Here is a 15,033-nt window from a genome sequence, read left to right as displayed (position 1 = left end):
CCTACTGTCCAGCGGTATATACGACATCCTTTGTCATGATTTTCCGCCGCAACCACGCGATCAACGGCCAGCCGATCATCAGCAGGATCACCGCATAGATCACGTACGCGACCGGCCCGCCGACCAACCCGGACGCATCGCCGTTGGACAACTGCAGCGCCATCCGCGCCTGACGTTCCGCGATCGGGCCGAGAATCACACCGATGATCAACGGCAGCACCGGCAGACCGAACCGCCGCATCCCGAAACCGAGCAGTCCGAGCAGCAGAAGCAGCAACAGGTCGAGCGGCTGGGCGTTCACCGCGTACGCGCCCATCGAAGCGAAGAAGATGATGCCCGCGTACAGGTACGGCCGTGGGATCTGCAGCAGCTTCGCCCATGCCGGCGCCAACGGAAGGTTGAGCAACAGCAGGAACAAGTTGCCGATGAACAAGCTGGCGATCAACGCCCACACCAGCTTCGGCTCGCGCTGGAAGAGCAGCGGCCCGGGCTGGATACCGTACGAAGTGAACGCGGCCAGCATCACCGCGGCAGTCGCGTTCGTCGGCAGACCGAGCGCCAGCATCGGGACCAGCGTGCCGGCCGCGGACGCGTTGTTCGCCGCCTCCGGGCCAGCGACACCCTCGATCGCGCCGTGCCCGAATTCCTCCGGGTGCTTGGACAGCTTCTTCTCGGTCGCGTACGAAAGGAACGTCGGAATCTCCGCGCCTCCCGCCGGAAGCGCACCGATCGGGAACCCGAACGCCGTACCGCGCAGCCAAGGCTTCCACGAGCGGCGCCAATCCGACTTACCCATCCACGGCCGCCCGACCGGGATCACCGTACCCGGGTTCCGTCGCAAATGCGCCGCCACCCAAAGCGCTTCGCCGACCGCAAAGATGCCAACAGCAACGACTACGACATCGATGCCGTCGGCAAGCTGTGGTACGCCGAACGTCAACCGCTGCTGCCCGGTCACCTTGTCGATGCCGACCAGCCCGATCACCAGACCGAGCAACAAGGCCGCGAACCCACGGATCCGCGACGACCCAAGCACCGAGGTGGCTCCCGCGAACGCGAGCAGCATGATCGCCAAGTAGTCCGGCGCACCCAAGCTGATCGCGAACTTCACCACCTGCGGCGCCACCAGTACGAGCAGCAGCGTGCCGATCGTCCCGGCAACGAACGAACCGATCGCCGCGGTCGCCAAAGCCTGCGCGGCCCGTCCGGCGCGGGCCATCTTGTTGCCTTCGATCGCCGTCACCACCGAGGACGATTCGCCCGGTGTGTTCAGCAGGATGGACGTGGTCGATCCGCCGTACATGCCGCCGTAGAAGATGCCGGCGAACAGGATGAACGCCTGCACCGGCTCGAGTCCGTACGTGATCGGCAGCAGCAGCGCCACCGTCATCGCCGGCCCGATCCCGGGCAGTACGCCGACCGCCGTACCCACCGTCACGCCGAGCAGCGCGAGCAACAAGTTCAGCGGGCTGAGTACGTCACCGAACCCGTTCATCAGGTTCATCAGGTTGTCCATCAGAGAATCCCTTGCAGTACGCCGGCCGGCAGGTTGATGCCGAGCCCGATCGCGAACGCGTAGAACGTGATCAGCGACAGCGCGACGGCGATCAGCAGGTTGCGTACGTAGTGCCGGTTGCCGAGCGCGTACGCCGAACCCCAGAACAGCAACGTCCCGCTGATCACCCAGCCGAGCGGCTCGATCGTTGCCAGGTTGACGACGAACGCGCCGATCAGCAGCAGGACCGTCTTCCAGTCGACGGCCGACGTCACGTCGACGTCCTCGCCTTCCTCGGCCGCACCGGTGCCGCCACGCGCGACGTCGACCGCGTACAGGACGGCGATCAGCAGCAGCAGTACGCCGAGCACGATCGGTACCGGCTTGGGGCCGATCGGATCGTTGCTGGTGGCCATGTGCGGCAGCCGGGCGGCGTCGGCGATCACCAGACCGCCGACCACCGCCAGTACTCCACAGACCCCGTACTGCGCCCTGTCTCGCCGAGCCCCTTGCGAAGGAGTCTCGGCCGCGGTCACGAGGTCAGACCCAGCTGGGTGAGAACGTTCGCGACCCGCTTGTCCTGCTCGGTCAGGAACGCGCCGAACTCGTCGCCGGTCAGGAAGGCGTCGGTCCAGCCGCGCTTCTCCAGCTCGGCTTTCCATTCCTTCGACTCGCGCATCTTGGTCAGCGCGTCGATCCAGACCTTCTTGTCCGCGTCGCTGATCTCCGGCGGCGCCACGATGCCGCGCCAGTTCGTGAACACCAGGTCGATGCCGGCCGACTTCAGCGTCGGTACGTCCTTGAGCGCGTCGATCGGCTGCTCACTGGTGACCGCGAGGACCCGTACCTGACCGCTCTCGACCTGGTCCAGGAACTCGCCGAAACCGCTGGCACCGAAGGCGATCTTGCTGCCCAGCAGCGCCGGCAGCAGCTCGCCGCCACCGTCGTACGAGACGAAGTTGACGTCCTTCGGGTCGATGCCGACGGCCTGCGCGAGCTGCATCGGCAGCAGGTGGTCCGGCCCGCCCGGCGACGAGCCGCCGCCGACCGCGAGCTTCTTCGGGTTCGCCTTCCAGGCCGCGACCAGGTCCTGGATCGTCTTGTACGGCGAGTTCTTCGGCACGACGATCGCGCCGGCCTCCTCGATCAGCTTGGCCAGCGGGGTGGTCTGGGTCAGCGTCGCCTTCGACTTCGACGTGTACGTCGCGCCGACCACGCCGAGGCCCATCTGCATCGCGAGCTTGCCGTTGCCCTTCTCGTTCACGGTCCGCTGCAGGCCGACCGTGCCGCCGGCGCCGGGCAGGTTGAAGACCTGGACGCCGGTGGCGATCTTCGCGTCGTCCATGACCTTCGCGGCGACCCGGGCGGTGGTGTCGTACCCGCCGCCGGCCGTGTTCGGGACCATCAGCCGCAGGCCGGTGACCGGCTTCCCGTCCGTCCCCGCGTCGGTGGCGTCCTTCTTGTCAGCGGTCGCCCCGCAGGCGGTGGCGCTGACCAGCGCGAGTAGCGCCGTGGTGACCCAGAGCATCGGCCGTGACCTCATCGGCGGAATCCTTCCGTGTTGCAAGCGGATCAAGTGGCGACGATGCTGGCGTCCCGGTGGGTGTGGCGTCTGCGTTCTGGCCGCAGCGGTGGTTGAGTTCATTGTGGTCACAGGCAGAATCCGGGTGAAGTGTGGCACTCGGGCGCCCGACCGGTGATCATGCGGCAGGACCAACAGCGTGGGCGAGTACGCGAGGAGGTGAGAGATGGCAATCGGATTGCCCCAGAAGTTCGGGCGGATCGGGCGTCCGACGCTGGCCGGGCAGTTGCTCGTACTGCAGCTGGCGATCGTGGTTGTCGTCCTCGTTGCCGTCGCCGCTGTCTCGCTCGCCCAGTCGAACGCCACGTTCAACCGGGTGGAGGGCCGCCGGGTGACCGCGCTGGCCGAGCAACTCGCCGGTAACCAGACGCTCCGGTTCGGCATCCGGAACCCGGCGCCCGCCGAGATGCTCGCTCCGCTGCTGCAGAGCACCCTGATCCAGTCCGGCGTCACGTCGATCACCATTTCCGACGCCCGCGGCCGGATCGTCGCGGCCACCAACCCGACCACAGTCGGCACCAACCTCACCCTGGGTGACCCGGGTGTGGCGGACGGTCGTGGCTGGTCCGGCGAGCTGCGCGTCGACAACGACAAGGAACTCGTGTCTCAAGTGCCCGTGCTCAGCCAAGGCACCGACGCGGAAGGACAGCTGGACGGTACGCTCGGCGACCGCATCGGCACTGTCATGGTCGGTGAGAGTTCGCCTTCGGTACTACAGCGGCTGCGCGGCGCATCGTCGTACTTGGCGATCTATCTCGGGATCGCCTGCGTGCTCGGGCTGCTCGGGTCGTGGTTGCTGGCGCGCCGGATCAAACGGCAGACGCTCGGCCTGGAACCGCGGGAGATCGCCGGCCTGGCCGAGCACCGGGAGGCCATGCTGTACGGGCTCGCCGAAGGCGTCGTTGCCTTGGACCCGCAACTGCGCGTGACGCTGGTGAACGACGTCGGCCGGCGGCTGCTGGATCTGCCCGAGAACGCGATCGGCCGCAGCCTGGGCGATCTCGGCATCGAAGGCCGGCTGCGCGAGGTTCTGTCCGGTGAGGACGAAGCGCGGGACGCGGTCGTCGTACGGCGTGGACGTGTCTTGGTGATGAACCGGATGAGCGTCACCAAGGACGGGCGGTCGCTCGGCTCCGTCACCACGCTGCGCGACCGGACCGAGCTGGCGCAGCTGGAGCGTGAGCTCGGGTCCTTCCGCAGCTCGGCGGAGCTGCTCCGGGCGCAGACGCATGAGTTCGCCAACCAGTTGCACACGATCTCCGGGCTGATCCAGATCGGGGAGTACGAGGAAGTGGTCACGTACGTCGGGGCGCTGAACCGCTATCGTGAGTCGCTCGACCTGACCGTGACCCGGCGGGTCCACGATGTCGCCGTCGCCGCCCTGCTGATGGCGAAGTCCTCGGTCGCGGCCGAACGCCGCGTCGAACTCCGGGTGTCCGAACGGACCACCTTGCTCCGGCTGGACCCGGCGCTGTCCGCGGACATCGCGACCGTCCTCGGGAATCTCGTCGACAACGCGGTCGACGCGGCCGCACAGTCCGGTACGCCGCTGTCGCCCGCCTGGGTGGAGGTCGAGTTGCGGCAGGACGCGACCAGCGTCGAGATCGTGGTCCGCGACTCCGGTCCCGGGGTGACGCCCGAGCTGGCGCAGGAGGTGTTCGCGCACGGATTTACCACCAAGGCCGCGGCCGAGGGCGAACGCGGGATCGGGCTGGCGATGACGCGGCTGATCTGCCGACGGCGCGGCGGCGAGGTGGCGGTCACCAACAACGCCGACGGCGGCGCCGCGTTCGTCGCCCGGATGACCACGAACGAGATCCAGCGCACGCCCGAAGGAGCCCGATGATCACCGTCCTGGTGGTGGACGACGACTTCATGGTCGCGCGCATCCACCGCGGCTTCGTCGAGCGCATCGACGGGTTCGAGGTCGTTGGCACCGCCAACTCCGGCGACCAGGCGGTCGCGGCGCTCGCCGACCTGCGGCCCGATCTGGTGCTGCTCGACCTGTACCTGCCGGATGTGTTCGGGCTCGACCTGATTGCTCGGCTGCGGGCGGTCCGGCCCGAGGTGGACATCCTGGTGATCACGGCCGCCCGCGAGGCCGAGGCGGTACGCGGTGCGGTGCGGCAAGGGGTGGTCAACTACCTGCTCAAACCGTTCGGTTTCGAGGATCTGCGGACACGGTTGCAGGAGTACGCCCGGCGGCGCGCGAGCGTACCCGAGCAGGTCACGTCGCAGGCCGATGTGGATCGGGTACTGGCGCCCGCGCGGCCGCACGTCAACCGCCTTCCTAAAGGACTCAGCCAGGAGACCGCCGACCTGGTCGCCGCGGCGCTGCGTACCACGTCCGACAACCTGTCGGCCGCCGAATGCGCCGAGAAGGTCGGCATCTCCCGGGTCAGCGCTCGCCGTTACCTCGAGTACTTCTGCACTCGCCACCAGGCCGAGGTCGCCCTTCGGTACGGGACGACCGGCCGGCCCGAACGCCGGTACCGCTGGACCACCTGAGCGGGCGTACGCGGCATAAGGTGCGGGTATGCCTCTGTACTCGTTCGAAGGTAAGCGGCCGGTCGTGCATCCGGAGGCGTGGATCGCGCCGACTGCCACGCTGGTCGGTGATGTGGTGATCGAGGCCGGTGTCTCGGTGTGGTACGGCGCGGTGATTCGTGCCGATCTGGGCACGATCACGATCCGGGCCGGTGCGAACATTCAGGACAACACCGTGATCCACGTCGGCCACAACGGCTGCGAGATCGGGCCGAACGCGACGATCGGGCATCAGTGCCTGATCCACGACTGCACGATCGGCGAGCAGGCGCTGGTGGGGAACGGCGCGATCGTGCTGGACGGGGCGGTCGTCGGGAAGCGCTCGCTGGTCGCGGCCGGTTCGACCGTCACGCCGGGTGTGACGATCCCGCCCGAGTCGGTCGCGATGGGCAGTCCGGCGAAGAAGATCGTGCCGCTGGACGGGACGGCCAAGCTCTTCGTGGACCACAACGCCGCCGTCTACCACGCCCTCGCCGAACGCCACGCCACCACCGTCGAGCTGGTCCAGGAGTAGCCCCCTTCCGGCGCCCCCGCACCCTTCACCGCCCGGACACTGCAGCTCGACAGTACGTATACGCCCACCGCAGGCAATCTCACGCCGACCGACCGACCGGACAACGACGCAGTGGACGTATACGTACTGTCCCGCCGCCGACAACCGCCTACACCACAGACCAAAGACGGACAGCCCTCACCACCCACCAGCCCCCGCTGGCGTCCACCACCCGCATTCACCCGGCGACCCACACCCACCACCGCGTCCACCACCTCGCCCCCAAACCGGTTTGGGGCACCCAGCAGCTCGTTCCGGGAGACAACACGCCCCGCTCCCCGTCGCCCGGTAGGTTCGGTTCATGGTGACCGTTGGCGATGAGGTCTCGGTGACGAGTGCGCGGCGGATGGCCCTGCACGCGCAGGGCTTTGGCGAGCTGCGCAGATCCGGTGACGCGCGCAGTGCCGGCGGGCGTCGTGGAGTGGCGCGGGTACGGGCGGCGGCTGACTGGGCCGGCGTGCTGCAGCTGGATTCGGTGAATGTCCTGTGCCGCTCCCACTACCTGCCCGTGTTCGCCCGCGTCGGCGACTACTCCCGGGACACCCTGGATCAGCTCAGCTGGGGCCCGAAACGGGAGCTGTTCGAGTACTTCTGGGGCCACAAAGCCGCCCTGCTCCCCTTGAGCGTCTGGCCACTGATGCGCTGGCGGATGCGAGCAGCTCAACAGCAAGTCTGGGCTGACGACCTGAGCCCGGACGTCACCGCCCCCTGGTCCGTGGTGGCGGGTATGCGACGCCTGACCGCCGAGCGACCCGGCTACGTCGACCAGGTCCTCGAACGAGTCACCGAGCACGGTCCGCTGACAGCAAGCGAGGCCAGCCCGGATGGCGTACGCCGCAAGCGCACCGACCCAGACCCCGACCCGACCACCGGCTCCATGTGGAACTGGCAAGACGCGAAGATCGCCATCGAGTACTTGTTCTGCACCGGCCAAGTGACGATCGCCGGCCGCCGCCATTTCGAGCGCGTGTACGACCTGACCGAGCGCGTACTCCCCGCCGACGTACTCAACGCACCCGAACCGACCCCCGCCGAAGCACGCCGCGAGCTGCTCCGCACAGCCGCCCGTGGCTTGGGCGTCACCACGGCAAAGGAATTGTGCGGCGCCACGGGCAAATCGCACTTTCCCTTGCCTGCAGCAACTGCCCGTGAGGCCGTCGGCGAGCTGATCGACTCCGGCGAACTGATTCCGATCCGGGTCGAAGGCGTCAAACAACAGGCCTACCGCTGGCATGAAGCGAAAGACAAGCCGGTCGACGTACGAGCACTCCTCTCGCCCTTCGATCCATTGATCTGGAACCGCGACCGCACCCAGCACTTGTTCGACTTCTTCTACCGGATCAGCATCTACACGCCCGCTCCACAACGCATCCACGGGTACTACGTGCTGCCGTTCCTCCTCGGCGATCGACTGGTAGCGCGAGTCGATCTCAAAGCCGATCGCGCGACGTCAACGTTGGTCGTACCCACACTGACCGCCGAGCCCGGCGCACCCGACTTCATCGAACCATTGGCGGAGGAGCTGCGGTTGATGGCCGGCTGGCTCGGCCTGGAGCGGATCGCGATCCCGGCCGCCGGCAAACCGGCCGCTCAGCTGACCGATCGGATTCGCGTCACCAGCACACCCGCCAGCACGGTCACGAAGGACGCCAAGAAGTAGAGCACCGGGTACCCGCCGAGGTACTTGACGATCGGCGCGGCGATCGCGGGCGCCAGTACTTGCGGCAGCGAGTTGGCGATGTTGATCACGCCGAGGTCCTTCGCGCGATCGCGGGCATTCGGCAGGACCTGCGTGAGCAGCGCGAAGTCGACCGACAGGTACACGCCGAACCCCGACCCGAGGATGACCGCGCCGAGGATCGCGCCCGGCCAGGTCGGCCACAGCGCAAGGACGATGCCGGCGACCGCCATCACCCAGCCCGACGCGGTCACGAACACCTTCCGCCGCGCGACCCGGTCCGACCAGCCGCCGACGCTGATCGCGGTGACCAGCACGCAGAGGCTGTAGATCGCGGTCAGGATGAGTACGCCGGTGTCCGGGTCCGCGATGCCGACCTTGTCCTGCAGGTAGTAGAAGAGGTACAGCGTGCCCAATGCGTTGCCGACGTTGAACAGGAAGCGCGTCAGCCACGCCCAGCCGAAGTCCGGGTACTGGCGCGGGCTGATCCAGAAACCGCGCAGGAATTGGCCGAGTACGAACGGCGGCCGCGTCGCCAAGCGCGTGTCGTGACTACGCAGCAAGTACGGCACGACTGACAACAACAAGAACCCGGCGCACGCCACGTACCCGAGGGTGTAGTTGTTGAAAGCCGCGGCGAGGGCTGTGCCGACCAATGCACCGAGCACCTGCGAGATCGCGACCCACCCGCCGACCGATCCGCGTTGCGCGACCGGGACACGGTCCGGTACGACGGCGGTGGCCGCGGCCAGCAGTGCGTTGCCGAACAGTTGCATCAGGCACCAACCGAGCAGCATCAGCCCGATCGCCCGTGCGCCGGACAGGATGAACAGCCCTACTGCACCGCCGACCGCTCCGGCCAGCACCCACGGCACCCGGCGCCCGTACCGCGACGCGGTCCGGTCGGAGATCGCGCCGAACGCCGGGTTCGCGACCACGGACACCGCCGCACCGATCCCGGTCACCAGCCCGAACACAAACTCCTTGTTGCCCGGTGCAACCGCCTCCGACTGCTTCGCAAGCAGCACCTGGATCGGGCCAAGCCAGGCGGCGAACACGCCGACATTTGCCAGTACGACGGCCGCCGTCCAACCCGGCCGCACCCGAACCGTCGGCTCGGTCAAAGCCTCCGGCCGGATCGACGTCATCGCCGGCTCTGGGCGGCGATCACATCACGCAACCAGTGGTACGAGGCCTTGGGCGTACGGACCTGGGTTTCGAAGTCGACATGAACGAGGCCGAACCGCTGCGAGTACCCGGCCGCCCATTCGAAGTTGTCGAGCAACGACCATTGGAAGTACCCACGGACGTCGATTCCATCGTCGATTGCCGAGCGCAACGACCGCAGATACCCGTCCAGGTACGCGATCCGCCGCTGATCGTCCACCACACCGTTGACCGGGCCATCGTTGATCGCACAGCCGTTCTCGGTGATGTAGATCGGCGGCAGGCGGTCCCCGTACCGGTCCTTGAAGGTCCGCAGGATCTCACCGAACGCGTCCGGCACGACCGGCCAGCCGAAGTCGGTGGTCGGGTAGCCGGTCAGCGTCCGCGGCTCGAAGGGCAGTCCCGGCGGCAGCAGTACCCCGTCGGTGGCGGCCGTGTCCGGATTGCCGGTGGCAACGCCGACCGAGACCGGTGCGTAGTGGTTGATACCGAAGAAGTCGAGCGGGGTCGAGATGACGGCCAGGTCGTCGGCGACCGGGCCGGGCATGGCGGCTTCCAGGCCGGTCGGGTACGAGCCGAGGATGATCGGGTCGGCGAACATCCAGTTGATCAGGTTGCCGTACAGCCCGGCCGCTTCCTTGTCCTCGGCGCTGTCGCTGGCCGGCCAGGTCGGCGCGTGGTTGGACGCGATGCCGATCTGCTGAGCGCCCGCCGCGCGCAATGCCTGGACGGCGCGGCCGTGCGCGAGCAACTGGTGGTGCGCTACGGGGAGCGCGTCGAAGAGCAGTTGTTTGCCCGGCGCGTGGGCGCCGAGCGAGTAGCCCATCAGCGTCAGCACCACCGGCTCGTTGATCGTGATCCAGAGCGGTACCCGGTCCGCGAACCGCGCGCCGAGGATCGCGGCGTACTCGGCGAAGCGGTCGGTGATGTCGCGGGACAGCCAGCCGCCGGCGTCTTCGAGCGGCTGGGGCGTGTCCCAGTGGTACAGGGTCGGCGCCGGCTGAATCCCGGCGCCGAGCAAGGTGTCGATCAACCGGTCGTAGAAGTCCAGGCCGGCCGCGTTGCCCGGCCCGGTGCCGTCCGGCTGGATGCGCGGCCAGGCAAGGGAGAACCGGTACGTGTCGACGCCGAGGTCACGCATCAGCGCGACATCGTCGGCGTACCGGTGGTAGTGATCGCAGGCGACCGCGCCCGTGTCGCCGTTCAGTACGCGACCGGGCTCGGCGCAGAACGTGTCCCAGGTGGAGGTGCCGCGGCCGTCCGCGGCCACGGCACCTTCGATCTGGTACGCCGAGGTGGACACGCCCCACCGGAAACCGGGTGGCATCACTACCGGCGTACTCGGGTCAGCTGTCATTCGCATCATCCTCGTCGTCAGGTTTGCTGTCCTGGACGCGCGCCGGCTCGACCTTCTGAACCACGACGGCAGTCCCGTACGCGGCCACTTCGCTCATCGTGTTCGCGATCTCGTTGCAGTCGAACCGCATCGCCAGCACCGCGTTCGCGCCCATCTGCTGCGCCATCTGGCACATCCGCATCACCGCGACGTGCCGCGACTCGGCCAGCATCTGGGTGTACTCCGGCACCTCGCCGCCGCCGAGCGACCGGAAGCTCGCGGTGAAGTTCGAACCGAAGTCGCGGCTCCGTACGGTCAGCCCGAAGACCTCGCCGAACACCTTCTCGGCGGTGTAGCCGGGCAGATCGTTCATCGTCGAGACCAGCACCGGGTACGGCGAACCCTGCGGCGCCACGTGCGGCGCGTTCTGGTGCGTCGGCTGGTAGTTCCCGGGCGCCTGGCCGTACCCCGGCCCGGGCTGCCCGTACCCCTGCGGCGGCGGACCCTGCTGGTATCCCTGCTGCTGCGGCGGCGGGCCCTGGTACCCGGGCGGCGGGCCCTGCTGGTAACCCTGCTGCGGCGGGTACGGCTGGTTCGGAGGAAAGTTCTGATTCATACCCCACATCCTGACAGGCAGTAGGGGGTCATGATCCGCGGCGGGCTGGGAACTCGACCACCTGTTGGTACGTCGGCCGGTTGACCCAGGCGATCCGGTTCTGGGTGATGCCGCCCATCGGGTTGTGCGCGATCTGGTCGGCGCAGAACTGGTCACCGGCCTTGCAGTCCGCGGTCGCCGGGTACGTCGTCGCCGCCGGTACTTTGGTTGCCGCCAGCAAGGTGTCGGTGAGTACCGCGCGGCAGGTGGCAAGTGATCCACCGCCGCAGTACGTCACCGGCTGCGACGCCTTCACCGGATCGCCGAGGACCTTCCGGAGGTCGCGCTGAACGAAGCCCCACCAGCCGCTCTGGAACGCGGAACCCTGTGAACTCGGCCGCTCGTCGATCTTAAGGTTCGCAGTCAGCGCCTGGTAGAGGTCCGGCCCGAGGTCCTTGAACTCGGCCGGTACCAGCAGCGGCCACCACGCATCCAGCAGCCGGATCGCCTCGGCGTTGTCGTAGGTCCGGGATGAGGCGTTGGGCGTCTTGCGATGGGCCCCCGATTGTTGCCAGGCGGTCAGCTTGGCGACCGCGTCGGCGACCGCCGGATCGGTGATCGGCGCGCTCTTCAGCACCCGGAGCAGGTACGGCAGGACCTGATCACCGCGCAGATCGACCGTCGCCGCGTCCTCCATCGCCTCGACCAGCTTGCCGCGGGTGAACTTCTGCCCGCTCCCGATCACCGCTTTGATCCGGTCGTCCAGCGGCTGGCTGCGGTACACCGAGTTGTAACCCCATTGACCGTCGGACGCGGAGTACCCGGGGGCCTGCTTGTTGTTCCAGCTGGTCAGGTAGTCCTGGTTGACCACCTGCGGGTGCTGCGCGGGCGGCGTGTACGTCGCGCGGTTGTTGTCCGGGTTCCAGCCCTTCCACTCGTAGCTGCTCCAGGTCGGCAGGTTCGGGTCGGCGCCGCCCGCGCGGACCGGGTTGTCACCGGAGTTGAAGTACGCGATCGAGTCCTTGTCGGTGTAGAACCAGTTGAAGGTGTACCCGATGTTCGCTGCCGCCTTCTGGAAGTCGGCGGCCGAATGAATCCGATCCGGGTCGTTGAACTGCATGAACCCGAGCGCTGACCCCGCCTCGTTGCCGTACGTCGACCTGTTCTTGGTGAAGAGCACCGGCTTGCCGCCGACCGTACCGCGATGCGTCACGATGCCGTACTTGGTGCGCAGGGCAACCAATGTGTACGACCCGGCCGGCTCCGACGAACCGAGACTGGAGTACCAGGAGTTGTGCCTTTCGAGGCGCTCGATCGGTATGCATTGGCCGCGGAAGACGTAGTACTGCGAGGTCTTCGTCGGCGTCCCACCGTTCGGCTCGCAGAGCGGTACGGCGAAGGTGTCGGTGATGTCTTGGCCGGCCGACGTGGCGCTCCACGAGTAGTCGGGGCCGCGGCCGATCAGCGTGTAGAAGTTGAGGCCGGCGAAGGCGATGCCGCGCGAACTCACGCCGGGCCCTTGCAGTTCTTGGCGGAGCAGTAGTTGCGGCGCGAAGTACCCGGTTTGTGGTCCGTACACGGCGATCGGGTTGCCGCTCTGGGTGTGCGCGCCGGACACCAGCAGCGCGTTCGACATCGCCTTCTTGCCAAATCCTTCCGGGAACAGGCCGCCGTTGAAGATGCCTTTGAGCTTCTCGGCGCCCTTCGGCGCGGGCTTGGCGGCGGCGCTCTTGTTCGCGGTCTGGTTGATCACCTCCGGCTCGGCAGTCACCGAGCCGCGGTCCGGCAGCGCGCGGCCGGCCGGGTTCGGGCCGGTGGTTCCGTACGGGAAGGTGGCGCCGTTGTGGACGGTTGTGCTGGCTTCCGGATCATTCTGTGAGCGGAACGATTCCCACACTTTGGTGCCTTGGGCAACGCCGTACTTCGCCTGTGCTTCGAGCAGTGCGAGCGCGGACGTGACCTCGGCGCCACCGCCGGTACCGAAGATGCCCGCGACCACGGCCGCCGTAGCGACGACGTCAGTCACCTTCCAGTGCGGGGTCGGCCAGGTCAGGCCGAGCGCGACGTACTCACCGGGGTACGCGATGCCCACAGTGTCGATGTAGTGGTTCACTCCGTCGACCCAGGCCTGGATGTCCTGTTGCATCTTCACGCCGTCCGCGCCGTACAGCTCGTCCGCGTCGTCGAACTGGCGTTGCAGATCCGCCTCGGTGTACGGCGCCGTACGCCAGAACTCCTGCTCGAACTCCCGGTTCGCCGCCGCGCCGCCCGCGAACGGCGTGAGCTGACCGCGGCCGAGGTGCCGGAAGACGTCCATCACGAACAGCCGGTCCTGCGCGCCCGCGTACCCGGCGCCGAACATCGTGCCGAGCCGCGTCGTGCCGGTGATGTGCGGGATGCCGCGCGACTTGTCCCGGACGATCGTCACGTCGCCGCGCGGGTGGATCGTACTGGCGATGTCGTTCGGCTTGACCCCGAACGAGGCGTCGTCGAAGTACGGCGCGAGGCCGTCGTCGGTGATGCCTTGCGAGTTCCAGACCAGATCCTGGTACGGCTTGACGGTGTCGCTGAAATGCGCGGGGCGTACGCCCAAGGTCTTGAAAACAAGGAGGTCCGTGAAGGTCGCGTTGCCGTTCTGACCCGGCGGAAGGATGTCGCGACATTGCTGCAAGCAATAGTCTTGCGGGCCGGCGGCAACGGTCTTCGCCACCGCCTGCGGTGCGCTCTGAGGTGCGGCTTGGGTCGGTGCGGGCAGGGTCGCGAGGACCGCGGTGGCGGCGACGGCGACGACCGTCGTCCGAAGCCGGGTACGAAGTGCGGGGCGGGGCACGGTTCCCTCCTCGGGTCGATGAAAGTGAGAATGACTCACTAGTAGCTTCGGGTCAAGAACTCACCCCCAGACTCTCGCCAATTGCTGTCCGTGACCACTACGCTCGGCAACACCATGAGCATCCATGATCGTTACCGCTTGAGTGTGGTGATCAATGCCAAGGGGACGTACACGCCGCTCGGGGTGTACCGGAGTCCCGACGGAGTGGCTGCCGCCGTCGCCCAGGCGCTGCCCGAGTTCTTCGTGATGGACGAGCTGGGCGACCGGGCCAGCGAAGCCATCGCGCAGGTCACCGGCGCCCAGGCCGGCGCGGTCGTGCACTGCACCGCGGCCGGCATCACCCTCGCCGTCGCGGCCACCATGACCGGCGGCGACCCGCAGCGGATCAGTGCGCTGCCGGACACCACCGACCTGCACAACCGGGTCGTACTGCCCGCGTCTCACGTGGTCGACTACGGCCACACCAACGTGCAGGGCATCCGGCTGTCCGGCGCGCGGGTCGATCTCGCGGGCACCGAGGACAAGTGCACGATCACGGATCTGGAGGCCGAGCTCGACGGGCCGGACATCGCCTGCCTGATGCTGGTCTCGTCCCGGTTGACCAAGGGCGAACCGATCGACCTGGTGGCGGCGGTCCGGGCGGCGCATCGCCGAGGCGTACCGGCCATCATCGACGCGGCGGCGCAGTTCCCGCGGATCGCGGACCTGCTGGCGACCGGTGCTGACCTGGTGCTGGTCAGCGGGCAGAAGTACCTCGGCTCACCGACCGCGGGCATCGTGGCCGGAAGCTGGCCGCTCGTACAGTCCGTACGCGCCCAGGAGAAGGGCATCGGGCGGGTGATGAAGCCGACGAAGGAGGCGATCGTCGGCGTACTCGCGGCGCTGGAGGAATGGCAGGCGTTCGACCGGGTGAAATGGGAGGCGGACGAGCTCGCCAAGGTGGACGCCTTCGTCACCGCGGCCGGGCGGATCCCGGATGTCACGGCCGAGGTGGTCCCGGACCCGGCCGGGCTGCAGGTCTCCCGCGTACTGCTCAAGGTCCCCGACGCGAAACGCCTCGCCACCGAACTCGAAGCCGGCACCCCACCCATCTACGTGATGACCGACCGCGTCGACGACAACGAGCTGATGCTAGAACTAGTCCCCCTCTCCCCCGACGAAACCGCCACCATCCTCGCCCACCTCTGGACCGCCCTCACCTAACCCACCCCGCCCCTCCACCCCCTGTATGCGGGGAGTGAAGGTTATCC

At 67.8% G+C, this 15,033-nt stretch carries 12 protein-coding genes; 5 read left to right on the top strand and 7 right to left on the bottom strand.

Annotated elements, in window-relative coordinates; all coding sequences use genetic code 11:
* Position 1: 1 nt before the first annotated feature.
* The 3 genes from ABD260_RS14660 to ABD260_RS14650 are packed head-to-tail and all read right to left on the bottom strand — an operon-like array spanning position 2 to position 3,038.
* A complete protein-coding gene (locus ABD260_RS14660) occupies positions 2–1,516 on the bottom strand; it encodes a tripartite tricarboxylate transporter permease (RefSeq protein ID WP_344234039.1) in 1,515 nt (504 codons plus the stop codon).
* The gene (locus tag ABD260_RS14655) at positions 1,516–2,031 is read right to left on the bottom strand and encodes a tripartite tricarboxylate transporter TctB family protein (RefSeq protein ID WP_344234038.1); all 516 of its coding nucleotides are present in this window, start codon (positions 2,029–2,031) and stop codon (positions 1,516–1,518) included. The genes ABD260_RS14660 and ABD260_RS14655 overlap by 1 nt, the downstream gene beginning before the upstream one ends.
* Positions 2,028–3,038 (bottom strand): Bug family tripartite tricarboxylate transporter substrate binding protein, encoded by a 1,011-nt coding sequence (locus ABD260_RS14650; protein ID WP_344234037.1) that lies wholly within the window; start codon positions 3,036–3,038, stop codon positions 2,028–2,030. Before ABD260_RS14650 ends, ABD260_RS14655 begins: the two co-directional genes overlap by 4 nt.
* 205 nt (positions 3,039–3,243) lie before the next feature.
* Here ABD260_RS14650 and ABD260_RS14645 point away from each other — a divergent pair, with 205 nt between their 5' ends.
* The 4 genes from ABD260_RS14645 to ABD260_RS14630 all read left to right on the top strand — a co-directional run bounded on the left by ABD260_RS14645 (position 3,244) and on the right by ABD260_RS14630 (position 7,837).
* Positions 3,244–4,923 (top strand): sensor histidine kinase, encoded by a 1,680-nt coding sequence (locus ABD260_RS14645; protein ID WP_344234036.1) that lies wholly within the window; start codon positions 3,244–3,246, stop codon positions 4,921–4,923.
* Complete coding sequence (locus tag ABD260_RS14640) at positions 4,920–5,585, top strand: response regulator (protein WP_344234035.1); 666 nt, start codon at positions 4,920–4,922, stop codon at positions 5,583–5,585. Before ABD260_RS14645 ends, ABD260_RS14640 begins: the two co-directional genes overlap by 4 nt.
* A 28-nt stretch (positions 5,586–5,613) precedes the next feature.
* Positions 5,614–6,138: a gamma carbonic anhydrase family protein gene (locus ABD260_RS14635; RefSeq protein ID WP_344234034.1), complete on the top strand. Its 525-nt coding sequence runs from the start codon at positions 5,614–5,616 to the stop codon at positions 6,136–6,138.
* A 340-nt stretch (positions 6,139–6,478) separates the two neighbouring features.
* Positions 6,479–7,837, top strand: coding sequence for a winged helix-turn-helix domain-containing protein (locus ABD260_RS14630; protein WP_344234033.1), 1,359 nt, complete (start codon positions 6,479–6,481; stop codon positions 7,835–7,837).
* Here the strand turns inward: ABD260_RS14630 and ABD260_RS14625 are convergent.
* From ABD260_RS14625 to ABD260_RS14610, 4 genes are read right to left on the bottom strand one after another with little or no spacing between them, the layout of a single operon-like run.
* The gene (locus ABD260_RS14625) at positions 7,768–9,003 is read right to left on the bottom strand and encodes an MFS transporter (protein ID WP_344234032.1); all 1,236 of its coding nucleotides are present in this window, start codon (positions 9,001–9,003) and stop codon (positions 7,768–7,770) included. The genes ABD260_RS14630 and ABD260_RS14625 overlap by 70 nt on opposite strands.
* Complete coding sequence (locus ABD260_RS14620; RefSeq protein WP_344234031.1) at positions 9,000–10,379, bottom strand: GH1 family beta-glucosidase; 1,380 nt, start codon at positions 10,377–10,379, stop codon at positions 9,000–9,002. Before ABD260_RS14620 ends, ABD260_RS14625 begins: the two co-directional genes overlap by 4 nt.
* The gene (locus ABD260_RS14615; RefSeq protein WP_344234030.1) at positions 10,369–10,974 is read right to left on the bottom strand and encodes a YbjQ family protein; all 606 of its coding nucleotides are present in this window, start codon (positions 10,972–10,974) and stop codon (positions 10,369–10,371) included. Before ABD260_RS14615 ends, ABD260_RS14620 begins: the two co-directional genes overlap by 11 nt.
* 28 nt (positions 10,975–11,002) lie before the next feature.
* Entirely contained in the window at positions 11,003–13,783 is a 2,781-nt protein-coding gene (locus ABD260_RS14610) for a penicillin acylase family protein (RefSeq protein WP_344234029.1), read from the bottom strand.
* Positions 13,784–13,897: 114 nt separating this feature from the next.
* On the opposite strand from ABD260_RS14610, the gene ABD260_RS14605 reads away from it, so the two are divergent.
* A complete protein-coding gene (locus ABD260_RS14605; RefSeq protein WP_344234028.1) occupies positions 13,898–14,986 on the top strand; it encodes an aminotransferase class V-fold PLP-dependent enzyme in 1,089 nt (362 codons plus the stop codon).
* Positions 14,987–15,033: the final 47 nt, after the last annotated feature.

Source organism: Kribbella hippodromi (genome assembly GCF_039531045.1).
GTDB lineage: Bacteria > Actinomycetota > Actinomycetes > Propionibacteriales > Kribbellaceae > Kribbella > Kribbella hippodromi.
The sequence above is the reverse complement of the archived record's forward strand: the minus strand, read 5'-3'. Positions and strand labels throughout refer to the sequence as shown.

Bases quoted from the DNA above. Each gene is read 5' to 3' on its own strand.
- ABD260_RS14635 (WP_344234034.1), top strand. From the start codon at position 5,614: ATGCCTCTGTACTCGTTCGAAGGTAAGCGGCCGGTCGTGCATCCGGAG.
- ABD260_RS14645 (WP_344234036.1), top strand. From the start codon at position 3,244: ATGGCAATCGGATTGCCCCAGAAGTTCGGGCGGATCGGGCGTCCGACG.
- ABD260_RS14650 (WP_344234037.1), bottom strand. From the start codon at position 3,038: ATGAGGTCACGGCCGATGCTCTGGGTCACCACGGCGCTACTCGCGCTG.
- ABD260_RS14630 (WP_344234033.1), top strand. From the start codon at position 6,479: ATGGTGACCGTTGGCGATGAGGTCTCGGTGACGAGTGCGCGGCGGATG.
- ABD260_RS14615 (WP_344234030.1), bottom strand. From the start codon at position 10,974: ATGAATCAGAACTTTCCTCCGAACCAGCCGTACCCGCCGCAGCAGGGT.
- ABD260_RS14605 (WP_344234028.1), top strand. From the start codon at position 13,898: ATGAGCATCCATGATCGTTACCGCTTGAGTGTGGTGATCAATGCCAAG.
- ABD260_RS14620 (WP_344234031.1), bottom strand. From the start codon at position 10,379: ATGACAGCTGACCCGAGTACGCCGGTAGTGATGCCACCCGGTTTCCGG.
- ABD260_RS14625 (WP_344234032.1), bottom strand. From the start codon at position 9,003: ATGACGTCGATCCGGCCGGAGGCTTTGACCGAGCCGACGGTTCGGGTG.
- ABD260_RS14660 (WP_344234039.1), bottom strand. From the start codon at position 1,516: ATGGACAACCTGATGAACCTGATGAACGGGTTCGGTGACGTACTCAGC.
- ABD260_RS14640 (WP_344234035.1), top strand. From the start codon at position 4,920: ATGATCACCGTCCTGGTGGTGGACGACGACTTCATGGTCGCGCGCATC.